This window comes from Actinophytocola sp., assembly GCF_045807065.1.
Lineage (GTDB): Bacteria > Actinomycetota > Actinomycetes > Mycobacteriales > Pseudonocardiaceae > Actinophytocola.
The window spans coordinates 1-24,442 of sequence record NZ_JBJMIE010000389.1 but is presented as its reverse complement, the minus strand read 5'-3'; the positions used below and the strand labels follow the sequence as shown (position 1 = coordinate 24,442).

At 69.2% G+C, this 24,442-nt stretch carries 24 protein-coding genes and 3 pseudogenes; 19 read left to right on the top strand and 8 right to left on the bottom strand.

Annotated features, from left to right (window positions below; translation table 11 throughout):
• From ACJ73U_RS22830 to ACJ73U_RS22805, 6 genes and pseudogenes are all read left to right on the top strand, one after another.
• Positions 1-549, top strand: a pseudogene (locus ACJ73U_RS22830) (hypothetical protein); the annotation flags it as partial.
• Positions 550-1,317, top strand: coding sequence for an ESX secretion-associated protein EspG (locus tag ACJ73U_RS22825; protein WP_407779723.1), 768 nt, complete (start codon positions 550-552; stop codon positions 1,315-1,317).
• Positions 1,318-1,383: 66 nt separating this feature from the next.
• Complete coding sequence (locus ACJ73U_RS22820) at positions 1,384-1,704, top strand: hypothetical protein (RefSeq protein WP_407779722.1); 321 nt, start codon at positions 1,384-1,386, stop codon at positions 1,702-1,704.
• A gap of 12 nt (positions 1,705-1,716) precedes the next feature.
• On the top strand, positions 1,717-2,862 hold the full coding sequence (locus ACJ73U_RS22815; RefSeq protein ID WP_407779721.1) for a transglycosylase SLT domain-containing protein: 1,146 nt from the start codon (positions 1,717-1,719) through the stop codon (positions 2,860-2,862).
• 55 nt (positions 2,863-2,917) lie between these two features.
• Positions 2,918-4,060, top strand: a complete 1,143-nt coding sequence (locus ACJ73U_RS22810) for a pyridoxal phosphate-dependent aminotransferase (RefSeq protein WP_407779720.1) — start codon at positions 2,918-2,920, stop codon at positions 4,058-4,060.
• 116 nt (positions 4,061-4,176) lie between these two features.
• Positions 4,177-4,353, top strand: coding sequence for a hypothetical protein (locus ACJ73U_RS22805; RefSeq protein WP_407779719.1), 177 nt, complete (start codon positions 4,177-4,179; stop codon positions 4,351-4,353).
• Here the strand turns inward: ACJ73U_RS22805 and ACJ73U_RS22800 are convergent.
• On the bottom strand, positions 4,350-5,363 hold the full coding sequence (locus ACJ73U_RS22800; protein ID WP_407779718.1) for a threonine aldolase family protein: 1,014 nt from the start codon (positions 5,361-5,363) through the stop codon (positions 4,350-4,352). The two genes, ACJ73U_RS22805 and ACJ73U_RS22800, sit on opposite strands and share 4 nt — an antisense overlap.
• A gap of 152 nt (positions 5,364-5,515) precedes the next feature.
• Here ACJ73U_RS22800 and ACJ73U_RS22795 point away from each other — a divergent pair, with 152 nt between their 5' ends.
• The 7 genes from ACJ73U_RS22795 to ACJ73U_RS22765 all read left to right on the top strand — a co-directional run bounded on the left by ACJ73U_RS22795 (position 5,516) and on the right by ACJ73U_RS22765 (position 11,087).
• Positions 5,516-6,034, top strand: coding sequence for a SigE family RNA polymerase sigma factor (locus ACJ73U_RS22795; RefSeq protein WP_407779717.1), 519 nt, complete (start codon positions 5,516-5,518; stop codon positions 6,032-6,034).
• Between the two features lie 437 nt (positions 6,035-6,471).
• Entirely contained in the window at positions 6,472-6,801 is a 330-nt protein-coding gene (locus ACJ73U_RS22790) for a hypothetical protein (protein WP_407779716.1), read from the top strand.
• Positions 6,802-6,819: 18 nt separating this feature from the next.
• Positions 6,820-7,407, top strand: coding sequence for a TetR/AcrR family transcriptional regulator (locus ACJ73U_RS22785; RefSeq protein ID WP_407779715.1), 588 nt, complete (start codon positions 6,820-6,822; stop codon positions 7,405-7,407).
• Positions 7,408-7,445: 38 nt separating this feature from the next.
• The gene (locus ACJ73U_RS22780; RefSeq protein WP_407779714.1) at positions 7,446-7,970 is read left to right on the top strand and encodes an RNA polymerase sigma factor; all 525 of its coding nucleotides are present in this window, start codon (positions 7,446-7,448) and stop codon (positions 7,968-7,970) included.
• A complete protein-coding gene (locus ACJ73U_RS22775) occupies positions 7,967-8,776 on the top strand; it encodes a hypothetical protein (protein ID WP_407779713.1) in 810 nt (269 codons plus the stop codon). The genes ACJ73U_RS22780 and ACJ73U_RS22775 overlap by 4 nt, the downstream gene beginning before the upstream one ends.
• A gap of 9 nt (positions 8,777-8,785) precedes the next feature.
• Entirely contained in the window at positions 8,786-10,219 is a 1,434-nt protein-coding gene (purB, locus tag ACJ73U_RS22770) for an adenylosuccinate lyase (protein WP_407779712.1), read from the top strand.
• A gap of 58 nt (positions 10,220-10,277) precedes the next feature.
• Positions 10,278-11,087, top strand: a complete 810-nt coding sequence (locus ACJ73U_RS22765; RefSeq protein WP_407779711.1) for an MOSC domain-containing protein — start codon at positions 10,278-10,280, stop codon at positions 11,085-11,087.
• Between the two features lie 22 nt (positions 11,088-11,109).
• Here the strand turns inward: ACJ73U_RS22765 and ACJ73U_RS22760 are convergent, their stop codons facing one another.
• Positions 11,110-11,919: an S-adenosyl-l-methionine hydroxide adenosyltransferase family protein gene (locus tag ACJ73U_RS22760; RefSeq protein ID WP_407779710.1), complete on the bottom strand. Its 810-nt coding sequence runs from the start codon at positions 11,917-11,919 to the stop codon at positions 11,110-11,112.
• A 121-nt stretch (positions 11,920-12,040) separates the two neighbouring features.
• Between ACJ73U_RS22760 and ACJ73U_RS22755 the strand changes: the two genes are divergently transcribed.
• The gene (locus ACJ73U_RS22755) at positions 12,041-12,772 is read left to right on the top strand and encodes a DUF2334 domain-containing protein (protein WP_407779709.1); all 732 of its coding nucleotides are present in this window, start codon (positions 12,041-12,043) and stop codon (positions 12,770-12,772) included.
• 407 nt (positions 12,773-13,179) lie between these two features.
• Positions 13,180-13,971, top strand: a pseudogene (locus ACJ73U_RS22750) (IS5 family transposase).
• A 21-nt stretch (positions 13,972-13,992) separates the two neighbouring features.
• Here the strand turns inward: ACJ73U_RS22750 and ACJ73U_RS22745 are convergent.
• Entirely contained in the window at positions 13,993-14,592 is a 600-nt protein-coding gene (locus tag ACJ73U_RS22745; RefSeq protein ID WP_407779708.1) for a YdcF family protein, read from the bottom strand.
• 489 nt (positions 14,593-15,081) lie between these two features.
• Entirely contained in the window at positions 15,082-15,723 is a 642-nt protein-coding gene (locus ACJ73U_RS22740; protein ID WP_407779707.1) for an MBL fold metallo-hydrolase, read from the bottom strand.
• 107 nt (positions 15,724-15,830) lie between these two features.
• Between ACJ73U_RS22740 and ACJ73U_RS22735 the strand changes: the two genes are divergently transcribed.
• Positions 15,831-17,318 (top strand): aldehyde dehydrogenase family protein, encoded by a 1,488-nt coding sequence (locus ACJ73U_RS22735; RefSeq protein WP_407779706.1) that lies wholly within the window; start codon positions 15,831-15,833, stop codon positions 17,316-17,318.
• 41 nt (positions 17,319-17,359) lie between these two features.
• Complete coding sequence (locus ACJ73U_RS22730; RefSeq protein ID WP_407779705.1) at positions 17,360-17,542, top strand: hypothetical protein; 183 nt, start codon at positions 17,360-17,362, stop codon at positions 17,540-17,542.
• A 395-nt stretch (positions 17,543-17,937) separates the two neighbouring features.
• On the opposite strand, the gene ACJ73U_RS22725 is transcribed toward ACJ73U_RS22730, so the two are convergent.
• Both ACJ73U_RS22725 and ACJ73U_RS22720 read right to left on the bottom strand, forming a co-directional pair.
• Entirely contained in the window at positions 17,938-19,494 is a 1,557-nt protein-coding gene (locus tag ACJ73U_RS22725; protein WP_407779704.1) for a GMC family oxidoreductase, read from the bottom strand.
• Between the two features lie 21 nt (positions 19,495-19,515).
• Entirely contained in the window at positions 19,516-20,526 is a 1,011-nt protein-coding gene (locus tag ACJ73U_RS22720; RefSeq protein WP_407779703.1) for an NAD-dependent epimerase/dehydratase family protein, read from the bottom strand.
• A gap of 171 nt (positions 20,527-20,697) precedes the next feature.
• On the opposite strand from ACJ73U_RS22720, the pseudogene ACJ73U_RS22715 reads away from it, so the two are divergent.
• Positions 20,698-21,122 (top strand): annotated as a pseudogene (locus ACJ73U_RS22715) (transposase); the annotation flags it as partial.
• A 248-nt stretch (positions 21,123-21,370) separates the two neighbouring features.
• Here ACJ73U_RS22715 and ACJ73U_RS22710 read toward each other — a convergent pair.
• Positions 21,371-22,345 (bottom strand): IS30 family transposase, encoded by a 975-nt coding sequence (locus tag ACJ73U_RS22710; protein ID WP_407779724.1) that lies wholly within the window; start codon positions 22,343-22,345, stop codon positions 21,371-21,373.
• 298 nt (positions 22,346-22,643) lie between these two features.
• On the bottom strand, positions 22,644-23,561 hold the full coding sequence (locus tag ACJ73U_RS22705) for an SMP-30/gluconolactonase/LRE family protein (RefSeq protein WP_407779702.1): 918 nt from the start codon (positions 23,559-23,561) through the stop codon (positions 22,644-22,646).
• 126 nt (positions 23,562-23,687) lie between these two features.
• On the opposite strand from ACJ73U_RS22705, the gene ACJ73U_RS22700 reads away from it, so the two are divergent.
• Positions 23,688-24,437: a helix-turn-helix transcriptional regulator gene (locus ACJ73U_RS22700; RefSeq protein WP_407779701.1), complete on the top strand. Its 750-nt coding sequence runs from the start codon at positions 23,688-23,690 to the stop codon at positions 24,435-24,437.
• The last annotated feature ends 5 nt before the right edge of the window (positions 24,438-24,442 follow it).

The window sequence follows — 24,442 nt, the reverse complement described above, 5'->3', positions numbered from 1 at the left end:
GGGAGTACCTCCTTCATTCCCGGCGGTGGCGGTGGCCCTGGCGGCGGCACCAGCCCCATCCCGACCACCGGCCCCAATCCGCCCGTCGGCACGGGTCCGATCACCGGCACCGGTCCCTTCCCCGGTGGCACCCCCTCCTTCCCCACCACCGCGGGCCCGCTTCCCGCGGCTCTGCGGGCCGCCGCGAATCCCCTGCTCATGGCCGATGCGACCACGGCGCTCGGTGCCGGCGGGGCGAGTGGTGCCGGCGCTGGTGCGGAAGAGGAACGCCTCTCGCGCAACCCGGCTCAGCGGGGACCGGCCAAGAACGGCACCCCCCTCGGCACCGCTCCCGAAGAGGAAGCTCGTGCCGCACGCAACGCCGAGCGGTTCGGCGCCAAGGCCGGGCGTCCGGGCAACTCGATCATGCAGCCGGCCGCCGCCGGTAAGAAGGAAGACGGCGAGGAGGACCTGGAGCACGTCCGGCGCTACGGGGTCGAGTCGAGCGACGTGTTCGACGACGACCGGATCGTCGCGCCGGAGTCGATCGGCGATGACGACGACGAGTAGATGACCAAAGGCAGCATCGTCCTCTCCAAGCTCGAGTTCGACGTGCTCTGGGAGTCCGAGGGGCTTCCCGCCAAGCACGAGGCGCTGACCGTGCCGAGCCCGGGCCGCACCCACACCGAGCGTCGTCAGCTGGTCGCCAAGGCGTTCGACGATCTCGAGCAGAAGGGTCTCGCCAAGCGGGACCGCGCCGTGCCCGAGCTGGCCGACCAGCTGAACCTGCTCGCCCACCACCAGCTCGCCATCGACAGCTGGGTGTGGACCGACCACCGCATCTCCTCGCTCGCGGTCCTCGCCGGGCACAACGCGCTGCTCGCCGCCGTCGACGGGCCCGAGGTGTGGCTCATTCCCGCCCGGGAGACCGCCATCGCCGATGCGGCCGTGTCGATCGCGGGGGACGTGGTGGCCGGGCCGGGGCTGTCGGTGAGCGTGCCGACCGAGGTGCTCGCCGCCGCGGATGCCGAGGCGCGTGGTGACGTGCGGCTCTTCGCGGCCGAGCTGACCGGTCGGGGCGTCGCCGGACCGGATGCCAAGACGATGGCGGAGATGGTGCGCGACATGAACGTGCGCGGGCAGTTCGGTGTCACCCGCATGCAGCGCGACCAGCGGATGCGGCGGGCGGACCGGCTCGTCGCCTTCCACGACACCCCGCGCGGGCGTTACGTCCACCTCGCCAAGCCGAACAACGACGGTCGCATGTGGAGCACGGTCACCCCCGCCGACAGCCGGCGCCTGGCGACCTGCGTGGAAGAGCTCATGGCCGAGGTGTGACCGGCTTAAAGTGAGGGAACCGCGGCGGGGTCACGGCCGTCGGACGAGGTGCGAAGGGGGTGGGACATGACCAAGTACAACATCGACGCCATCAACGGCCTCATCTCGAAGGCGCAGGACTACAAGCCGAAGTTCGGCTCGATCTCCGACTCGTTCCCGGACGGGGGCTCGGCCACGACGTCGGCCAGCACGTTCGGCACGCTGCCGAGCTCGGCGGGGTTGGCCACCGCGCTCGACGCCCTCAACGACGTGATGCACGACGAGTTCTTCGCCGCCGAGGACCGGCTGGGCGGCGTCGCGGGCTCGCTCGACGCGGTGTTGCAGACGGTCCAGAACAACGAGGACGAGGGCAAGCGCAGGTACCAGCCCCGGTACGTGCAGGTCTAGGAGGGGACGACAGTGGGTTCGGCGGAGACGCTGGCCGGCTACGCGGGCGGCGGTGCGGTCACGACGGCCGTGGCGAAGATCAAGGACGCGGACGCCTCGGCGGTCACCACGGCCGCGAGCAAGCTGTCCATGGCCGCGACCAACGTGTCGACCTACAGCGGCGAGGTGACGGGAGCCGTCACGAAGCTCGACGAGGCGTGGGAGGGCGCGTCCGCGGACCAGTTCGTGGCCTACATGAACAAGTTCAAGACCGCGGGCTCGGACGTCGGCACGGCCATGTCCAACGCCGCGACCGCGCTCACGAACGTCGCCAACGCCATCACCGGCGCGAAGAGCTACATCTCGACCCGCTGCGACCAGGCGCTCACCGAGATCCGCAACTGGACCACCAACAACCCGAAAGCGTCGACGGCCGACTTCGATGCCATGACCACCAGGGTGTGCAAGTCGGCGGCCGGGGACATCGACACCCACCTCAACGGCACCGAGGAGACGTTCAGCGCGGCGCTCAAGACCATCAACGCGAGCAAGTCGCCGGCCAGCAGGTTCACCTCGCTCCCGCAGCCGAACACCCAGCCGTTCGTCCCGCAGCCGGGTCAGCCGATCGACTGGAAGGAGACCCCGGAGCCGCAGACGGCCCCGGCGAACGCGAACGCGACCCAGACCCAGCGGCCGATCCAGCAGACCGCGTCCCACTCCGGCGGCTCGTCACACGGCGGTGGTGGTGGAGGAGGTGGCGGTTACCACGGTGGCGGTGGCCTCGGCTCGTCCGGTGGCCCGCCAGCCGGCGGCCCGCCCCCTGGCAACGTCCAGGAGTGGATCAAGGAGGCGATCGAGGAGCTGCGCAAGCAGGGCATCAACGTCAGCGACGCCGACGCCCAGCGCATCTGGCAGATCATCCAGCACGAGTCGGGCGGCAACCCGCACGCGATCAACAACTGGGACTCGAACGCCGCGAAGGGCACGCCGTCGAAGGGTCTGATGCAGACCATCGACCCGACGTTCAACTCGTACAAGCTGCCGGGCCACGGCGACATCTGGAACCCGGTGGACAACATCTGCGCCGGGGTCAACTACGCGGTCTCGAGGTACGGCTCGCTGGCCAACGTGCCGGGCATCAAGGCCACGGCGTCGGGCGGCTCCTACGTCGGCTACTGATCGCCGCGCCGGCGATCACGTGCTTGCCACGGTCGGGTGAGGCACGCTGGTGACCATGCTGAACGTCGCCGCTCGAGCGAACATCCCGCCGTTCCACGTGATGGACGTGCTGTCCGCGGCCAACGCCAGGCAGCGTGCGCACGGGGACGTGATCTCGCTGGCCGCCGGGCAACCGTCGGCCCCCGCGCCGCAAGCCGTGCTGGACAAGGCAGCCGAAGCACTCCACGGCCCCCTCGGCTACACCGAGCAGCTCGGCATCCCCGAGCTGCGCGAGGCCATCGCCGGCCACTACGACCGGCGCTACGCCCTCGACGTCACCCCGTCGGAGGTCATCGCCACCACCGGCTCATCCGGCGGCTTCCTCCTCGCCTTCCTCGCCGCCTTCGACGCCGGTGACCGCGTCGCCCTGGCCCGCCCCGGCTACCCCGCCTACCGCAACATCCTCAAGGCCCTCGGCTGCGAGGTCGTCGACCTGCCCTGCGGCGCCGACACCCGTTTCCAGCCGACCGTCCAGATGGTGGCGGACGCTGGTCCGCTCGACGGCCTCATCATCGCCTCGCCGGCCAACCCCACCGGCACCGTGATGCCGGCCGGCGAGCTGGCCGCCATCGCCGGCTGGTGCGCCGACCACGACGTCCAGCTGGTCAGCGACGAGATCTACCACGGCATCTCGTACACGGCCGACCCGCCGGCGTCGGCCTGGCAGTTCTCCCGCGAGGCCGTCGTCGTCAACTCGTTCTCCAAGTACTTCGCCATGACCGGCTGGCGGCTGGGCTGGCTCCTCGTCCCGCAGCGCCTGTTCCGCGCGGTCGACTGCCTGACCGGCAACTTCACGATCTGCCCGCCGGCCATCGCGCAGCACGCCGCGACCGCCGCGTTCCAGTACGCGGAGCTCGACGCCCACGTCGACCACTACCGGAACAACCGCGACCTGCTGGTCACCGGCCTCACCAAGCTGGGCATCGACAGGGTCGCCCCGGTGGACGGCGCGTTCTACGCCTACGCCGACGTGTCCCACCTGACCACCGACACCATGTCCTGGTGCCAGCGCCTGCTCGCCGAGACCGGGCTCGCGATCGTCCCCGGCATCGACTTCGACCCCGAGCTGGGCCATCGTTTCGTCCGGTTCTCCTTCGCCGGTCCCACCCAGGACGTCGAGACCGGTCTCGAACGGCTGGGCAACTGGCTCACACCCTGAGACCAAGACCGGTGAGATTCCCCGATGTCTCGGGGCCACACCGGTGGTTGACTGAAGGAACTGCCGGCGAGCGCCATTCGTTCAGCCGGGTAAGCCCGGTTCAGGGGAGGAAAGCAATGAACACACTGCTGAAGATCGCCGGCGCGATCCTGGTCATCTGGGCGGCCTTCTGGATCATCGGCGCGATATTCAAGGTGGTGGGCTTCCTGCTCGTCGCGGCCGCGGTCGTCACCGTCGGCTACGTGGGCTACAAGGCCATCCAGGCCGGTTCCAACCGCAGGCAGATCCGCTAGAGCGTCGCGATCCGGCCAAGGACCTCGGTGATGTCCTTGGCCGTCACGTCGCGGTGCGGGATGAACCGCACCTTGCCGCTCATCGGGACGGCGAGCACACCGACGCGCTTGAGCGCGGCCAGCGAGGCCTCGGTGTCGGGCGTCCCCGCTAGCACGATGTTCGTCTCGGGCTGGTCGACCTCCCAACCGAGTTCGGCCAGCCCGTTCGCGAGCGTCCGCGCGTTGACGTGGTCCTCGGCCAGGTCGGGGATCCGGTCCAGTGCGATCAGCCCGGCCGCGGCCACGATGCCGCCCTGCCGGACGCCGCCACCCAGCATCTTCCTGATCCGCCGCGCCTCGTCGACGAACGCCGCGGAGCCGCCGACCAGGCTGCCCATCGGCGCGCCCAGCCCCTTGGTCAGGCACACCTGCACCGTGTCCACCCCGACCGTCAGCGCGGCGGGCGGCACCGACAGCGCGACCGAGGCGTGCCAGAGCCGGGCGCCGTCCAGGTGGACCTTCAGCCCGACGTCGCGTGCGGTCGCGACCAGCTTCGCGTGTTCGTCCGGCGGCGTGACCGTGCCGCCGGCGCCGTTGTGCATGTTCTCCAGGCACAACAGCGTGGTGCGCAGCGTGTGGTACGGCCCGGTGCGACCGGCCGAGCGCACCGCCTCGACCGGCATGCGGCCCGGCCACGAGCCCCACTCCACGGCCTCCGGCATGCCGCCGGCCAGCCACGCCGCCGTGCCGAGCTCGTTCTCCAGCACGTGCGCGAGGCGGGGTGCCAGGAACCGGTCACCCCTGCGCAGGTGAGAGATCAACGCGATGATGTTGCCCATGCTCGCGGTCGGCACCCACAGCATGGCCTCGACGCCGAGCAGGTCGGCGGCCCGTTCCTCGAGGGCACGCATCGTGGGGTCCCGGTCGAGCACGTCGTCCCCGACCTCGGCCCGCGACATGGCGAGCCGCATCCGCTCGTCCGGTCGGGTGACAGTGTCCGAACGAAGATCGATCTCCCGCACCTTGGTCACGATCCGATCACACCACACCGGGGTCGGCCGGTCGGCGGGGGTGCCCACACGAACTCGAACGGGGGTGGTGTAAGTCACAGTGGGCGGGCGTGCAACCGTAGACCCCGTATCTCCCGTCCCCCGTGTGCAGACGACGAGCAGAGAGAGCCCGCGTGGAGCAGCGCGATGAGCAGGACTTCGCGGAGTACTTCGCGGCTCGGCGAGACGCCGTGCGGAGGTCCGCGTACCTGTTGTGCGGTGACTGGCACCGTGCGGACGATTTCGCGCAGACCGCGTTCGTCGCGTTGCACCGGCGATGGCGCAAGATCCGGGACCGCGGGGCCCTGGACGCCTATGTCCGCAGGACGCTGGTGCGCGCGGTGATCGACGAGTCTCGGCGCCCCTGGCGGCGGGAGCGGTTCGTCGAGGAGCTGCCGGAGACGCCGTCGTCGGACGGTGAGGTCGGCGACTCCGTGGCGACCAGGTCCGCGCTGCTCGACGGCCTGCGGGCGGTACCGCCGCGCCAGCGCGCGGTGCTCGTCCTGCGGTACCTCGAGGGACTGGACGTCGCGGCCACGGCCAAGGCGCTCAAGTGCTCCGAGGGCACCGTGAAGAGCCAGACGGCCAGAGGGCTGACGGCGCTGCGCCAGGCGCTCGGCGGCACCCTGGACGACCTGAGGTCCGCCTCATGAGCGTGGGAGGAGGTGGCGGAATGGACGAGAAGAAGCTCGCTGAGCTGCTGAAGGACGCGGTCGCGGACGCCCCGCCGCCGACCTTCACGCGCGACGATGTCACCAGAGAGTCAGAACGTCAGCGTGTGCGTCGCCGGAACGGAGTACTCACAGGTTCAGCCTTTGGTGTGGCCGTACTGGCGGGCGCGACGGCCCTGGGCGTGGCATTGTGGACAGGGCAGGGTTCGTCCCCGGATTCGATGAGCGCAAACAGCGCTGCTTCATCCGGTAACGGAAACGCTGCTCCAGACGAGTTACCAGACGAGGGTGCAAAAGTGGCCGCGCCGACGGAGCGTGGCGATGAAGACTTCCCGACGGGGTCGGCCAAGCAGGGGGCCACTCCGAACGGGAATGGTGGGCCTGCGGGGCCCACCGGCACTCCTAGTGGGTGCGAACAGGTGGACCGGGAGCTCGCTGCTGCCCTCGCGGGCGAGCTCCCGGCCGCCGCTCACGTCAAGGCCGCCCAGGCGGTGCCGGTCACGCTGGACTGCGGCGCCGAGGACTCGGGTGCCGCGTTCAACCTGGCGCACGGCACGATCAGCGTCGTCCTCGTGTCGGCCAGCGACACGACCCTCTCCCCCATGAGCGCCGACGGCGCCCAGGCCACGGCGACGACCAGCGACGGCCGGCAGGTGCTGGTGGTGAGCGAGCCGACGAGCCAGGGCGACAGTCCGCCCTACGAGTCCGACCTCAACCACTTCGCCACGGAAGTCGCCAAAATCTACTGAGCCGTACGATTCTTCGCCATGACGGCCGCCAGCACCCCCAAGGGCGAGCGGCGTCGCCAGTCGCTCTTGGCGGCCGCGGCGGCGCTGCTGGTCGAGGGCGGTTTCGACGCGGTGCGCCATCGTGCCGTCGCCGAGCGGGCCGGTCTGCCGCTGGCGTCCACCACCTACTACTTCGACTCGCTCGACGAGCTGATGACCGCGGCGGTCGAGCACCACGCGCGGGCCGAGCTGGTCCGCGGCCGTGAGCTGCTCGAGGCGCTGCCGGCCGAGCGGCGCGACCTCGACTCCGTCATCGACCTCGTGCTCGACCAACTGCTCGGCCCACCCGCCGCCGAACGGGACGCCGAACTGGTCCTGCTGCGGTACGAACGCCTGGTCGCCACGTTCCGCCGCCCCTACCTGCGGCCCCTGATGCGCACGCTCGGCGCCGAGTTGCGTGCGCTGCTGGCCGAGGTGTTCGCGCGCTCCGGCACCCCGGTCGACGCGCGCCGCATCGAGCAGCTCATCGCGCTCGTGGACGGCGCCGTGGTCAACGCGTTGATCGAGGTGAACCCTGACCCCCGCGCCGACGCGCGCCGCATGCTTCGCGAGTACTTGCAACCCTGACGGCCTCCGCGTCGTGGGTAATGGGCGAAAGGGGGCCCATGCGACAGCCGGACGAGGAAAGCTTCCGCGCCTTCGCGGTCGAGCACGCCGCACGACTGCGCAGGTCGGCGTACCTGTTCTGCGGTGACTGGCATCTCGCGGAGGACCTGATGCAGAGCGCCCTGATCAAGATCTACCGCTCGTGGACGAGGGTGGAGAAGGACGAGAGCCTGGGGAACTACAGCCGGACGGTCCTGCTGCGCACGTGGCTGGACGAGAAGCGCCGGCCGTGGCGGCGGTCCGAGCAGTCCGAGGCCATGGTCCCGGAACGGCACGACGACGCACGCGGCCCGGCGGACAGCCCGGAGCGGCTGTGGGCACGCGACCTGGTGCACAGGGGCCTGTTGCGGTTGCCGCCCCGGCAACGCGCGGTGCTGGTCCTGCGGTACTTCGACGACCTGTCCGTCGCCGAGACCGCGGAGGTCATGGGGTGCTCGGAGGGAACGGTCAAGAGCCAGACCGCCCGCGGACTCAACGCGCTGCGGAGCTCGGTCTCGGATTTGGTGGGGAGGGTCGCGTCATGAGTGAGGAAGACGTTCGCGGTGGCCTGAGGGACGCCGTCGCCGAGGAGCCGCCGCTCGACTTCGACCCGGACGCGCTGGTCACGGTCGCGCGCCAGCAGGTCAGGCGACGCAGGGCACTGATGGCGGCCGGTGCCGCGACGGTGGCGGTCGCGGTGGCCGCCGTGGCCCTCCCGGTCGCGCTGGGCCGGCCCCCGGCACAGGTGGAGGCGGGGCAGCAGTCCTCCTCGGCCGCCGCGTCGACCACGACCGCGACACCGACGCCGTCCCACATCGACTGGCCGCCGCCGAACGTCCAGCCGGTCCACTACACGCCGGACGAGCTGCGCGACCGCGGTAGGCAGATGACCCTCCACCTGCGGAAGATCGCGCCGTCCGTGCTGTCGAACGCGACGGGGATCGACGTCAGCGAGTTCGGCGGTGAGGCCACCGGCGAGTACTACGAGAACCAGACGAGCGTGAACGGGACCCTCAACTTCACGGTCGACGGCGCGGTGTACTCGGTCGTGGTCCAGGTGTGGGTACCCGGCGGCGCGGACGACCTGCTCACCACGGCGTGCGCGGAGAAGACCTGCCAGCAGATCGGCGAGCAGGACGGCGGACCGCTGGTGGCCGGGGTCGAGGACCTGAACCAGTTCGTGGCGGGCGGCAAGATCTCGGCCGTCTACCACCTCCGGAAGAACGGCAGCGTGGTCGAGATCGCCGCGTACAACTACCAGCTGGACGGCACCCCGAAGACCATGTCCACCATCCCGGTGAGCCAGAAGCAGCTGACGAGGCTCGCGATCGACCCTGATCTGGGGCTCTAGGCTGGGTGCGTGACGTCCAAGCCACGCATCCCGAACGTCCTGGCCAACCGCTACGCCTCGGTCGAGCTGGCCGAGCTGTGGTCGCCCGAGCACAAGGTCGTGCTGGAGCGCCGGCTGTGGCTGGCCGTGCTGCGTGCGCAGGCCGACCTGGGCATCGAGGTCCCCGATGAGGCGATCGCCGACTACGAACGGGTGATCGACCAGGTCGACCTGTCGTCCATCGCGGCGCGCGAACGGGTGACGCTGCACGACGTGAAGGCCCGGATCGAGGAGTTCAACGCGCTCGCCGGTCACGAGCACGTGCACAAGGGCATGACGTCCCGGGACCTCACGGAGAACGTCGAGCAGCTGCAGATCCGCCGGTCGCTGGAGCACCTCCGCAACCGGGCGGTCGCGGTGCTGGCCCGCCTGGCGACGCTCGCGACCGAGCACAGCGAGCTGGTGATGGCCGGCCGCTCACACAACGTGGCCGCGCAGGCCACGACGCTGGGCAAGCGGTTCGCGTCGGCGGCGGACGAGCTGCTGGTCGCGTTCGAGCGCCTCGACGAGCTGGTGGCGCGCTACCCCCTGCGCGGCATCCAGGGGCCGGTCGGCACGGCGCAGGACATGCTGGACCTGCTGGGCGGGGACGTGGCGAAGCTGGACACGCTGCAGCGCACGATCGCCCGCCACCTGGGCTTCACGCGGGTGTTCGACAGCGTGGGGCAGGTGTACCCCCGCTCGCTGGACTACGACGTGGTGACCGCGCTGGTACAGGTGGCCGCCGCACCGTCCAGCCTCGCGAAGACCATCAGGCTGATGGTGGGCCACGAGCTGGCGACCGAGGGTTTCCGCCCCGGCCAGGTGGGCTCCTCAGCCATGCCGCACAAGATGAACACCCGGTCGAGCGAACGTGTGAACGGGTTCGCGGTGATCCTCCGCGGCTACGCGTCGATGGTCGGCGAGCTGGCGGGCGACCAGTGGAACGAGGGCGACGTGTCGTGCTCGGTGGTGCGCCGGGTGGCCCTGCCGGACGCGTTCTTCGCGCTCGACGGCCTGGTCGAGACGTTCCTGACCGTGCTCGACTCGTTCGGCGCGTACCCGGCCGTGATCGCCCGCGAGCTGGACCGCTACCTCCCGTTCCTGGCGACGACGAAGGTCCTGATGGCGTCGGTGCAGGCCGGCGTGGGCCGCGAGACAGCCCACGAGGCGATCAAGGAACACGCCGTGGCGGTGGCCCTGGCCATGCGCGAGCAGGGCGTCGAGCGGAACGACCTGCTGGACCGCCTGGCCGCCGACCCGCGGATCCCCCTCGACCGCGCCCGGCTGGACGAGCTGCTGGCCGACCGGCTCCCGTTCACCGGCGTCGCGAACGCCCAGGTGGCGGCGGTGGTGAAGCGCGTGTCGGAGGTCGTGGCCCGCTTCCCGGAGGCGGCGGTCTACGCGCCGGCCGCGATCCTCTGAGCGCGCGGCGCTCGGAAACACACGGTTCCGGCGGCTGCGCCCGGTTACCCTCGATCCCGTGGCGACTGTTTCGGAGCTGATCCTGTACCCGGTCAAGGGCTGCGCGGGTACGTCGATGACACGCGCGCGGGTACAGCGCACGGGGGTGCTGCACGACCGCTCGTTCATGTTCGTCCGCGCGTCCGACGGCGTGTTCCGCAGCCAGCGCAAGACGCCGAAGCTGTCGATCATCCGCCCGGAGCTGACGGAGGAGGGCGACAAGCTGACGCTGAGCGCCCCGGACGTCCAGGCCATGGCACTGGACGTCCGTGAGGAGGGGCGTCGCCTGACGGTGGACATCCACGGCGTCTGGCAGGGCGAGGCCGTCGACCAGGGCGACGAGGCGGCGGAGTGGGCGAGCACGCTGGTAGGCGAGTCCCTGCGGCTGGTGCGTGTGGCCCCGGACCACGAGCGCGCCGTGGACGCGTGGCACGGCTCGATCACGTTCACCGACTCGACGCCGCTGCACCTGACGTCCCTGTCCTCCCTGGACGACCTGAACGCCCGGATCCTGGAGAAGGGCGCCGACCCGGTTCCCATGGCGAGGTTCCGCCCGAACATCGTGGTCAAGGGCTGGGAAACCCCGTACACCGAGGACACCATCCGCGACTTCACCATCGGTACGGCGCGGCTGCGCTGGGTGAAACCGGACGTCCGCTGCAGGGTGACCATGGTCGACCAGCCGACGGGCACGTCCGCGGGCCCGGAACCCCTCCGCACCCTGGCCGACTACCGGCGGGAACCGGACGGCGGCGTGAGCTTCGGCATCAAGGTGGCGGTGACGACTCCGGGCGACATCCACGTGGGCGACGAGATCGCGCTTCACTAGCCGCCAGTGCGCCGGCCGCCGGCTACCGCGCGAACAGGAGCAACACGGGATCCCCGACCTTGCCCCCGAACTCGCTCGCGGCCGAGCCGCCGTTGACGGCCAGCGCCACCCGCTCACCCGAGTCCACGTACACGACCAACCCGTCGCGACTGGTGTCGGCGAAGGTGCGACCGACGGTGGCCTTCGCCGAGCGCCCGTTGAGATTGGCATGCGCGGTGGCACCCAGGGCCGCCCCGCTGGCTTGCAGGTCGGCACCCGTCGCGGCGAGCTGGATGTTGCCGAAGGTGTCGATGTACCGGATCTCCGTCGACAGCTTGCCCGCCTCGACGACCGTCTCCGGCTCGGGCAACCGCACCAGCGTGGCCGGGTCCACCGCCGGCCCGAGGCGCTCGGCCGGCACCCCGGCGGCCAGATGGGCGGCCGCCGGCGCGAACAGGTCCCGCCCGTGGAACGTCGCCGAGACCGTCGACAGCCGGTAGGCGGGCTCGACCAGCTCGTGGGCCGCACGCACCCCGCCGAGCGCGTCCGCGGCGGCCGTCAGCAGCCCGTTGTCCGGCCCGACGAGCACGCCGTCCGCCGCCACGAGCACCACACCTCGCCGGTCGGTCCCCACCCCGGGGTCGACCACCGCGAGGTGCACCGCCGGCGGCAGGTACGGCACGGTCTGCGCGAGCACGGCGGCCCCCCGCCGCACGTCCTGCGGCGGAACGGTGTGGCTGACGTGGATGACCCGCGCCCCGGCCGCGATCCGCGCGATGACCCCCTCGCACACGCCGACGAACCCGTCATCGATTCCGTAGTCGGTCGTGAACGAGATCCAGTCATAGGCCACGGCCGAACTCTACGGTCGGCCGGACCGGCTGATGTCACCCACTCGTGGCACGCATGAATTCCGAGTGAAACCGGACCGTAGTTCGGCGACACGTCACCTTCCCGTCAGGTAGGTGTCATCCATGCATGTCGTCATGGGAGGCGTGTCCGCTCGCCTGATGGTGTCGCTGTCCGGGATCAACGCCTGGACCCTTGACCGCGCCGCCGACCTGAGCAAGGAACTGTCCGTACGAGGCGTGCCGTTCTCGATGCTGTTCGCGCCGAAGATCGCCGGCGCCGACCAGCCGGGAATGGTGCTCAACTGGGTGCGCGAGCAGCAGGCCGCCGGAAACGCGCTGCTCCAACACGGCTACGACCACCCCGCCGACACCCGCACCCGCACGATCCGCCGGCGTGCCGAGTTCGCCTCCCTACCCGCGCACGAGGCGAAACTGCGCCTGACCGCGTCCGCCACCACCATGGAACGCCTGAACCTGAACACGGACGCCTTCGTCCCACCCCGCTGGGTGGCTTCTCCCGGCACGGTGCTCGCCTTGCGCCACAAGGGCTTCATCCTGTGCGCGGACCTGATGGGCATCCGCGACCTGCGCACCGACTACGTTCACAGAGGACGCGTACAGGGCTTCGGCTTCGGCGAACGCACCGAGCCGTGGTGGTGCTTCGCCCTGGTGATGGGCGCGGCCCGAGCAGCCCGCAAGGGCCACCTGGTCCGCCTGGCCGTCGACACGGCCGACCTGTCCCGCTCGGGCCCCCGCCAGGCCCTCCTGGACGCGGTGGACATCGCCCTACACCACGACGCCACCCCCGTCACCTATCCGGCGCTACTCACCACCCAGACAGCCCGCGCCGCCTGAGACAACCGCCCAAACGCCTCCTTCCCGCGCTGCTCAACAGCGCCACAAGTACTCAACGCCCTAACTGGCCTGGACACGCCCCACCACGGCTCGGCCCACGAGACCCAGGCGAGGTATCAGCCAATCAAGTCCATCTGGACCCGACAAACGCAGCCTAGCGCCGCCCCCCGACAATTCGCACCCCAAAAGCTAATCCCCGCAAAAAAACCCGAACGAAAGTCCCTTTCGTATACGCCCGGGGGACCCCCGGTTTCAACACTACCAGCGAGCGCCGACAATTCCGGGCTCTCTCTCAAGCTGTCCACAGCCCCGATCGGGTTGAGAACTCCTAACGAAATGGATCTTGGGATAGGTTGGTCAAGGAGCTTGTTGGTTAGTGCGTGAGGAAGGGTCAGCAGCCTCCGTGGATCGGGTTCGACGAGTTGTGGGCACGGATCGAGCCGCTGCTGCCGGTCGTCCCGCGACGCACCGACCATCCCGGCCTCGAGCGCCTGGACAACCGGAAAGTTCTGTGCGGCGTCCTGTTCTTGCTGTGCAGGGCCATTCTGTGGGAGTTCCTGGCCCAGGAGCTGGGCTTCGGGTCGGGCATGACCTGCTGGCGGCGGCTGCGGGACTGGAACGACGCCGGTGTCTGGCAACGTCTGCACGAGCAACTGCTCGGCGAGTTGAACGCCGCCCTGGACTGGTCGAGGGCGGTGATCGACGGCTCGCATGTCCGAGCCCTCGAAGGCGGCCCAAAACCGGACCGAGCCCGGTCGACCGTGCCCGAGCTGGCTGGAAACATCATCTGATCACCGAAGCGCACGGCATCCCGTTGCAGGTGTCGCTGACCGGCGGCATCCGCGACGAGGTCACCCAGCTCATGCCTCTGATCCAGGCCATCCCGCCGATGCGGGGTCGGCGTGGGCCGATCTCGGCACCGACCGGACGTTATCTACGCCGATCGCGGTTATGGCCACGACAAGTACCGCAAGCAGGTCCGCGACGTCGGAATCACGCCGGTCATCGCTCGCGGGGGTGAGGAGCATGGTTCCGGGCTGGGTGTGTACCGGTGGGTGGTCGAGCAGAGTTTCGCGCTGTCGCATTGGTTCCGCCGCCTGCGCATCCGCTGGGAGGTCGGTGACGATATCCACGAAGCGTTTCTCCGCCTGGCCTGTGCCGTCATCTGCTGGCGTCGGCTCAATAGCCACCGCTGCTGACGCCGGTGCGACAGCGGCTGGCTAGAGTGAGATCTTCCGTTCGTCGTCTTTGAGGCCGCGGAGCGTCCACAGTCCGTACAGAGCCAGCAGCGGTTTGACGATCAGCCACTCGCCGGGATGGTAGTCATCCGCGAGCACGAGCCTTTCGGCAAGATCAGGCCGCTGCCGCCGCAAGTACGCGCGGGCTTTGAGCCCGTGAGCTGGTTGAGAAGCGATCTTGATGCGGTCGACGTCCTCGAGTAGCGGGATCACGTTCGTGACGTTTTCCCATGTCGTTCTACTTTGGTCTTCGAGGAACACTGTGCCGTCGAACCCGAGCACAGACTTCGCGTAATCAGCCATCAACTCAGCCTCCGCAGCACCGGAGCTGGTCGCGCCGCCGCTGAAAATCACGCGCGTGTCCCGCCCGTTGTCGGCGGACACAGAGCGAAGGCCAGCACGAACTCGCCAGCGGTTGACGAAGTTCGCCGTCGCTTGGCGGTTCCGGTACCCCAGCACGACCACCGCCTCGGAGACGCCCCCACTTTGCCCCACGAGAGTTCGAGACCAACGCCAGTTCAACCATTCTCCCCAGCCCAGGGCTACTGCCCCAGCTACCGCCAATCCTGTCCGTCGTCTCATGCGGCGACTCTAGGACACCCCGTATCGAACAGCGAAGACAACGGCACGCGACAAACTACGCATACTGTTAGGCACTCTAAGTCCGAGCGAAAGGGACTTTCGTGCCCCAGGGTCCCCCGATTTCAACGCTACCAGGAGGCGCTGACAATTCAGGCCGTCGATCACCGAACGCGGCTAATATGTGGATAACCCCGGTCGCTGTGGATAACTCCAGTGCGGCCGCGAAAATTGTCGGCGCCTTGCCGTAGGCTGGAAACCGGGGCCGGAGGCCAACCCGGCGTCCCTGGGACAGTTCCAATCGCAGCTCGGAACCGGCACGATCCCGGCTCCTGCCGACCTTGCCTGTGGACAACTCGGCGGCTGTCCCCAGACGGTGCCCGACAGTCCAAAGCCGCCGTTACGCTGGGCATTCAGCGAACGGCAGCCAACACGGTAGGAACGCGTGTTCGAATCATCCACAAGGTTGTCCACAGCTGTGGACAACTGTGGTCAGACCGCTGTCGCCACCTCTCGGGGCAGGAGCCGCAGCTCCGAGTCCGGCGCCAGGTTGGTCACGAAGTTCTGGTTCACTTGGAAACCGATCTCGCTCAGCAGTGCCTCGTGAATGGGCACCGCCACCCGCGGCGCCACCCCACGCAGGAAGTCGACGAACTCCGCCGTCTTCGCCCACGGTGCGCTGAACGGCAGCCCCAGCACGTCGATCTCCTGCTCGGGCACGAAGAGGGCGTCGCCCGGGTGGTAGAACGCGCCGTGGTCCACCACGTAGCCGGCGTTGGTCGGCGGGGGCATGTCCGGGTGAATCGTGGCGTGGCGGCCGCCTACCACGTTCACCGCTGTGTCACCGATGGTGAGCGCATCACCTGGCCGGGCGACCGACGTCGGAGTGAGGCCAAGCTTCTCCAGCTCCGGCACGGTGTCCTCGTCGACGACCAGAGCCGCGTTCGGGTTGGCCTCCACCAGCGCCGGCAGGCGGGCGCCGTCCAGGTGGTCGAAGTGTTGATGGGTGATCAGGATGGCGTCCAGCTCGCGGGCCGACTCGAAGCCGCTGGAGAACGCGCCGGGGTCGAACAGCAGCCGCGCGGAGTCCGTCGAGACCAGCACGCACGAGTGTCCGTAGTGAACGATCTGCACGCCGCCAGGCTAGCCAACTGACCGTCGCGACAAACGCTACCGACGGGTAGCGTAAGCGGCGGCAGGCCCCGCAAGTTCCGCGAAGCTGCCAGCAAGGGAGGCCGATGATGACCGCCGTCCAAGCGCAGCAGGACACCTTCGACTCACTGAACCCCGCGACCGACGAGGTCGTGGGCACCTACCCCGTCCACAGCGCCGAGGACGTGGCCGCCGCGGTGGCGCGGGCCCGCGAAGCAGCGCAGTGGTGGGCCGGCCTCGGCTTCGACGGGCGGGCCGAACGGCTCCAGCGCTGGAAGGGCGTGATCACCCGCCGCGCCGCGCAGCTCGCCGAGGTCGTGCACGCCGAGACGGGCAAGCCGCACGCCGACGCCATGCTCGAGATCGTGCTGGCCATCGACCACACTTCCTGGGCCGCGAAGCACGCGCCCAAGGTGCTCGGTCGCAAGCGCCGCTCCGCCGGCCTGCTGATGGCGAACCAGGCCGCGTCGGTCGAGTTCCATCCGTTGGGCGTCATCGGCGTCATCGGCCCGTGGAACTACCCGGTGTTCACGCCGATGGGCTCGATCGCCTACGCGCTCGCCGCCGGCAACGCGGTCGTGTTCAAGCCGAGCGAGTACACGCCGGGCGTCGGGAGGTGGCTGGCCGACAGCTTCGCCGAGGTCGTGCCGGAACGCCCCGTGTTCCAGCTGATCACCGGCTTCGGTGAGACGGGCGCCGCGCTGTGCCGGTCCGGCGTCGACAAGCTCGCGTTCACCGGCTCACCGGCCACCGGCAAGAAGATCATGGCCGCCTGCGCGGAGACGCTGACACCGGTGCTGATCGAGGCGGGCGGCAAGGACGCACTGCTGGTCGACGCGGACGCCGACCTCGACGCGGCGGCCGACGCCGCGGTGTGGGGCGGCATGTCGAACGCGGGCCAGACCTGCGTGGGCGTCGAGCGCGTCTACGTGCACGAACGGGTGTACGACGACTTCCTGTCGAAGGTCGTGAAGATCGCCCAGGACGTACGCGCCGGCGACGACGCGGAGGCGAAGATCGGTCCCATCACCATGCCGGGCCAGCTCGCGATCATCCAGCGGCACATCAAGGACGCGTTGTCGCGTGGCGGCCGTGCCCTCGTGGGCGGCCCGCAGGCGGTCGGCGAGCGGTTCGTACAGCCGACGGTGCTGGTCGACGTGCCGGAGGACTCGGCGGCGGTCCGCGAGGAGACCTTCGGCCCGACCCTGACCATCGCGAAGGTCGCCGACATGGACGAGGCGATCACGAAGGCCAACGACTCCAAGTACGGCCTGGCGTCGACGGTGTTCTCCAAGCGCCGCGGCATGGAGCTGGCGCGCCGGCTGCGCTCGGGCATGACCGCGGTGAACGGGGTCATCTCGTTCGCGTGCATCCCGTCCCTGCCGTTCGGCGGCATCGGCGAGTCGGGTTTCGGCCGGATCCACGGACCGGAGGGCCTGAAGGAGTTCGCCCGCCCGAAGGCCATCGCCCGGCAGCGGTTCCGCGCGCCGCTGTTGCTGACCACGTTCAACCGCACAGCCAAGACGGACGCCACGGTGGCCAAGCTGATCACCCTGCTGCACGGCAAACGCCGCTGAACCCTGGCGGCCGCCACCCGTCTGCCGCGTCGGAGTGTTGGATGCGCCTGAGGTTCCGCATCTCCCCGAGGATCCACCACTTCATCCCGCACGTCGCGGCGACGCGCACCGAGCCGTACGTCTGGGCCGCGGTTGCTCGGCTCGGTGAGGGCAGACGCGGTGGTGGCGAGCCCCAGCGGTCCCTGATCCGCTGTGAAGTAGCGGACGAGACCTCTCTGCCGTGACGCTCAGCCCTGGTTGTCCACAACTAGGCCGAGTTATCCACAGTCTCAGCGGCAACGGACTCAAGTACCCAGGAATTGTCGGCCCCTGCTGGTAGCGTGGAAATCGGGGGACCCCCTGGGCGCATGAAAGTCCCTTTCGCTCGGACTTAACTCCATTGGGGCAATTGCAGGTGTTGCAGGTGTTGCATTGTCGGCGTGCGCCGGTGAAGCGCGGCTCCTGAGGAGAGTGCACATCGCCCTGACCGGAGAAGACGCTCGCCGGTGGCAGTGTCAGCAGTCTCGACCGTACGGCCGGGGACGACGGTCAGTGGGTGCTGTGGTGCTCGTGCCGGCATGGCCGGGAGAAGTTATCCACAGGTGTGGACAAACCTGTGGATGAATCGAACATCCGTTCCTCAACGCACGGCTTCGCTGCCCCTGATCAGGTCGGCTGCCTTCTCCGCGACCATGATCGTCGGGGCGTTGGTGTTGCCTCGGGGGACCTTCGGCATCACCGAGGCATCGACTACCCGCAAGCCGTCGATTCCATGCACCTTCAACGTCGGATCGACCACGCTGAGTTCCCCGATGCCCATCGCGCACGTTCCTACCGGGTGATAGAGCGTCTGGGTCTGTGCCCGTATGTACTCGGTCGGGTCGTCCAGCGGCAGGAACGGTTCGGTCAGGTACTTCGCCAGGGGGGCGGTGGCCGCGATCTCGATCATGGTGTGCAGCGCGGACACCATCGCGTCCAGGTCCGTGGGGTCGGAGTAGTACGCCGGGTCGATCAGGGGGCGCCACCTCGGGTTCGCCGAGCGCAGCACCAGGCGGCCGCGGGACGCGACGTCCACCAGGGTCGCGCCCGCGGTGAAACCCGAGACGGTCGACTCTCGTAGGCCGTTGTCGTAGAACAACGTCGGCGCCGCGTGGACCTGCATGTCCGGGGCGGGCAGACCGTCGCGGGTGTGGAAGAACGCGCCCGCTTCGCCCACGTTCGACGCGAACGGGCCGCGGCCGGTCGCCTGCCAGCGCAGCAGTCTGGCCGGCGTCGCCAGGGACGCCAGGTCCGTCGTGCCCCTGGTGCGCCACAGCACGGGCGCCGCCGGGTGGTCGTGCAGGTTCTCGCCCACGCCCGGCAGGTGGGCGACGACGTCGATATCCAGGGAGCGCAGGTGCTCGGCCGGGCCGACGCCGGACAGCATCAGGATCTGCGGCGAGTTCACCGCTCCGCCGCACAGCACGACCTCGGTCGACGCGCCCACCTCGTGTTCGGCGCCGTCGCGCGAGTACGCGACACCCACGGCGCGGGTGCCCTCGAACAGGATCCGGTTGACCAGCGCGGACGTCCGGACCGTCAGGTTCGGCCGCGAGAGCGCCGGGCGCAGGTACGCGTCGGCGGTCGACCAGCGCCGGCCGCGCCGGCACGTCACCTGGTACAGGCCGGCGCCCTCCTGAGTCGCGCCGTTGAAGTCGTCCGTCGGCTTCATGCCCCAGGCGACCGCAGAGTCCACCCATGCCTGCGACAGCTCGTGGGTGTACCGGCGGTCCTCGACGTGCAGCGGGCCGTCAGTCCCGTGCAGTGGGCCGCCCAGCCGAGTGTTGTGTTCGGAACGGACGAAGTACGGCAGCACCTCGTCCCACGACCAGCCCGCCGGCCACTGGTCGTAGTCGAGCCGGTTGCCGCGCATGTAGATCATCGCGTTCATGGACGAGCAGCCGCCGAGCATCTTCGCCCTCGGCCAGTACGCGCGGCGGTCGCCGAGGTGCTTCTGCTCGACCGTCTCGTAGTTCCAGTCGAACCGGGTCTTGAACAACGTCGAGAACGCGGCCGGGATGTGCACCTCGTCGGCGTCGTCGGGACCGCCCGCCTCGAGCAGCAGCACTCTCGCCGAGGCGTCCTCCGTCAGCCGGTTCGCGAGCACACACCCCGCGCTGCCAGCGCCGATGACGACATAGTCAAAGCTCTCGGCCATCCCCCGAGACTGCCACCTCGGCTACAGCTTGGCGAGCACTTCTTTCTCCTCCTCGAGCGACAGCCCCGCCTTGCGCTCCCGGTCCAAGCCCAGCTCACGCTCGCGCTCCAGTGCGTCCGCCACCACCTCCGCGAAGGGTCGCACCGGCATGCCCGCCGCCAGCGACGGCGTCGGGTCGTGCGACTCGAAGCCGTCGTACTTGTCCGGCACCCACAGCGGCAGCGACCGGGGGCCACTCCACGGATTGACACCCGCCGCCGTCAGCTGCTCCGAGGTCGCCGTCACGAACTCCCCGTCGAAGCCGACCTCCGCCGCGATCTCCTCGAGCATCTCGTTCGTCGGCCGGTGCGGACCGATCGCGTCGAACGTGCCGGCCAGCTTCTTCTCACCGGCGTCCACGATCCACCGCGCGAAGTCCTTCACGTCGATGAACTGCATCCGGTGACCAGGAAGATCCGGCACGAGCACACGCCCACCGCGCGCGAACCGGCCCGGCCAGTACCCGAACCGGTCACTCCGGTCCCACGACCCGGTGATCAGCCCCGGTCGAACCACGAACGCCCGGTCACCAACCGCGTCGCGCACCGCGTTCTCGCTGGCGACCTTGATGCCGCCGTAGAGCAGCGTCCCCTCCTCACCGGCCGCCATCATCTCCTCGCGAGTGGAGTGCTGCCGCAGCGCGGGAACGAGTGGGCCGGTGGCGGGGGTCTGCCCGGGCGTCTCGACGTCCGAGTAGACGTTGACCGTGGACACGAACGTCCAGTGCCCCGCGCGCTCGCCGAACGTGTCGAGCGCCCGCCGCACCCAGGGGTAGGAGAGGGGCGAGACGTCCACCACCGCGTCGAAGCTCTCGTTCGCGAGGGGGGCGAGCCCGTCGTCGGCGTCCCGGTCGACCTTGACCAGCGTCGCCCCGTTCGGCACCGACCCGGACTCGCCCCGCGCCGCGCACACCACCTCATACCCCCGGCGCAGCGCCTCACTCGCGACCGCATACCCGACGAAGATCGTTCCGCCCAACACCAGAAGCCTCATGCGCACACCCTGTCCCGCGATACCGAACCTCCGCCACCAATCTCGCGCTGAGCGAACGACGCCACCGCGACCGAGCCGCCCAGAACTGTCAGTGCCGGCCAGTACTGTCGGAACCGGGGGCGCTCGACGTACGAAAGGAACCTTCGCTCGAGGACTACTCGTTCGGGTTGGGGGCTGTGGATGGGCGCCAGCGGCGGGGCACGAAGTTCTGGATGAGCGTGCTTGACCTGAAGAAGGGCAGTGTTCGGGAGGTGTTCTTCCTCGTCTGAGACGGCCTGAAAGGTCTCCCGAGGCCGTGGCCAATGTGTGGCCGTAAACCATCTTGCAAACTTGCGTTGCGCGCCTGATCCGGAACCTTCCGAGATCCGTCGCATGATTTGCTCGACGAATGCGGTCGAAGCTCCGAATGCTCGTTACTCACGGGCGATCCGCCGCTCGAGGGCACTCTCGACCGAACAAGCTGCGACGAAGTGCCTGGTCTTGTGGCGCGCAGGCTGGACCCCACCGGAACCGGCCGCGCCCGATGGACTGGAATCCGTGCTGAACGCCTTCGTCATCACGTTCGTGACCGCTGGCCGGGAGTTGAAACCCACTAACCGAACCGCCGGAAAGCATCAATCACGCGGCAGACCCTTCGGGTTGTGGCTCGACGGCTCGTGCGGTCGGTGATTGCCGGTGCGCTTCCATGAAGTTGGGCTGGGGGACCCCCGATGTACGAAAGATCCTTTCGTTCGGGGACTACTCGATCAGGTTGTGGATCGATGCGTCGTGCGCGCGAAAAAATGTCGGTGCCCTCTAGTAGAGTTGAAATCGGGGGACCCCTTGGCAGATGAAAGGGGCGAGTTCAGGTGGTGGAAGCATCTGATTTGAGGAGTTCGGTGAATACCTCGCTGGGTTTGCGCCAGGCGTGGAGTTTACGGGGTCGGTCGTTGATCTCGGCGGCGATGGCGGCCCGGTAGCGCGGGTCGCTGGGGATGGTGACGCCTTTGGGGAGGAACTCGCGGACGATGCGGTTGAGGTTCTCGTTGCTGCCGCGTTCCCACGGTGAGTGCGGGTGGGCGAAGAACACTGGCAATCCGGTCGCGTTGACGTCCTTGTGCATCGCCATCTCTGATCCGCAGTCCCAGGTCAGAGACTGTTTCAGCGTGGCCGGGAGTGGGCCGACGGCGGCGATGATCGCCTCGCTCACGCTCAGCGAGTCCCGCCCGGTCAAGGGCACCAGGATGAGGAAGCGGCTGGTCCGCTCGACCAGGGTCGCCACTGCCGTCTTCCCCGCCTTGCCGATCACCAAGTCTCCCTCCCAGTGTCCAGGCACCGCGCGGCCCTCAACCTCGGCGGGCCGTTCGTCGAGGTAGCGGGGTTCCTTGATCCGCGGAGCAGGAGCCGGACGTGGCCCACGACGCGCGGTTCGGCCCGTCCGTAGCGCGACAAGTTCGCGGCGCAACGTGGCCACCGGCTGGGCGTAGACCCACTGGTAGATCGCTTCATGACTCACCCGGCAAGCATCCCTGACCCCGCCATGATCACACGTCACCCGCCCCGCGATCGACGCCGGTGACCAGCCCCGACGCAGCCACTCGATCACAGAGGCCAGCAGTTGCGGACACCGGTCAACAGCCATCGGTTTCGGCCGCGACCGAGCCGCTACCGCGGCCCGCTCCGCGTCCACGGCCCGATACCCGTCCCGGCCGCCGTGACGGGTCACCTCCCGCGACACGACCGACGCGTCACGCCCGATCCAAACCGCGATGTCCTTGAACTCCAACAACTCCACAAGCCCACGGGAGATCTCCTCCCGATCCGCCAAGGTCAACATCATGCGCACGACAGGGAATCCTTCCCCACCAAACCCCAAGATCAAATGCTACGACCGTCTGAACTCGCCAGGTCCTTTCGTTCGGAATTCGTTCGACCGTGTAGTTACAGGCGGTGTGGGACGGAGTTGGTCGGTTGCGCGGCGGTGGTTGGTGAGCCTTTTGCTCGGGAACCTCTGAGGGGATTGTGGATAGGTGTGTTGGACGAGGCCGGAAATGTCAGGGTCCCCCGGTAATGTTGAAACCGGGGGACCCCCTGACAGACGAAAGGCCCTTTCGCTCGAACTGGACCGGACCCGGTGGTTACAGGCGGCGTAGGACGAAGTCCGTGGCCGGGGTGCCGGCTATGAACCTGTCGATGTGGCCGTCCACCACGTAGACGCCGTACGGGGTGTCCGCGGCGGTCGTCGGAGCGGCGTCGGGCCATGGGGTTGTGCGTAGCGGCACGACCCTGTTCCCGAACAGGCTCAGCTCGTGCACGGCGACCACGGAGCCCGGCAGTTCGCTGAGTCTGTTGGTCACCACGACCAGCGTGCCGTCGTGGCGGAGGACCATGCCGTCCGCGCCTACGAGGGGTGGCGCGTTCAGCTCGGTCAGGTGTCCCCTGGTCAGGCGGTACAGCCTGCCCGTCGTGTAGTTGGCGACCACCAGGTAGCCGCCCGGGTGCCACACGATGCCGTTGGCGCCGGGGGACGGGAGCAGCCTCGGGTCGCTCACCAGCGTGGTCACGTGGCCGGACAGGTCCACCTTGTAGACCGCGCCCGCGCCGGTGTCCGTCACGTACGCGTTGCCGGCCGGGTCCAGTGCCACGTCGTTGGTGGCGTGGCCCTCGCCGGACAGGTCGACCAGGCGCTCGCGGGCGCCGGTGCGCAGGTTGTAGATCCCCAGGAAGCTGGGGCCGGGGAGGAACGGGCTGCCGTTCACGGCGACGATCCTGTTGCGTGCCGAGTCCACCTTCATGCCCACGAAGCCCAGCAGGTCGGGGTCGGTCACCACGGTTCGGGCCACGCCGTCCCGGCCGACCGCCGAGATCAGGGCCGGCTTCGTTATCGAGCCGACCAGCAGTGACTGGCGGGTCGGGTCCCAGGCCACGCCTTCCGGGAACAGGTTCTCCGCCGCCGGGGTCAGTACCGGCGGTAAGCCACGGGGCGTGGCCGTCGCCGCTGTCGGGGCGGCTACCAGGCCGGCCACCAGTGCGGCGGTGATGAGTAGCGAACGCATCGATCTCCTTGTGTCGAAGGACGGCACCGATGCTCTTGCTCTCGCGCGTTCTTACCCAGTCGTTAGCCCTACCGTGGGTTTGACAGACCCAGGTTCGCGGACGCCGGGACCGGCATACTCGAACCCATGGATCGCAGGTCGGAGCTGGGGGACTTCCTTCGGTCGCGGCGCGCCCGCCGGCAACCCGAGGACCTCGGGTTGACGCCGGTCGGTGGGCGGCGGCGGGTCCCCGGGCTCCGGCGGGAGGAGTTGGCGCAGGCCGCGGCGCTGTCCGTCGACTACTACGTGCGGCTCGAGCAGGGGCGCCTGCGCAACCCGTCCGCCGAGGTGGTCGACGCCGTCGCCACCGCGCTCGCGCTGGACGCCGCCGAGCGGCGGTACCTGCACAACCTCGCTCGGCCGCAGCGGGTCGCACCGGCGGCCACCGGGCCGGCCGTGCCCGCCACCATCCAGACGCTCCTCGACAACACCACCGTGCCGGCCGCGCTCTACAGCAAGCGGACCGACGTCCTCGCCTGGAACGCGCTCGCCTCCGCGCTGATCACCGACTTCGCCGCGCTGCCGCCCGAGGAGCGCAACATGGCGCGGCTGCTGTTCCTCGATGACGAGGTGGCTGCCCGGTACGTCCAGTGGGAGTGCAAGGCCCGCGACCTCGTCTCCCAGCTGCGGATGGAGGCCAGCCGGAGCCCCAACGATGAGAGACTCGCCACGCTCGTCGGCGAGCTGACCATGCGCAGCCCCGACTTCGCGCGGCTCTGGGCGACCCACCCGGTCCGCGAGAAGATCCGAGGCGGCCACCGCTACCGTCACCCGGTCGTGGGTGAGTTCTTCCTGCTGTTCGAGTACTTAGATCTGAAGTTCTTGGTGGAGGTATAGTTTGT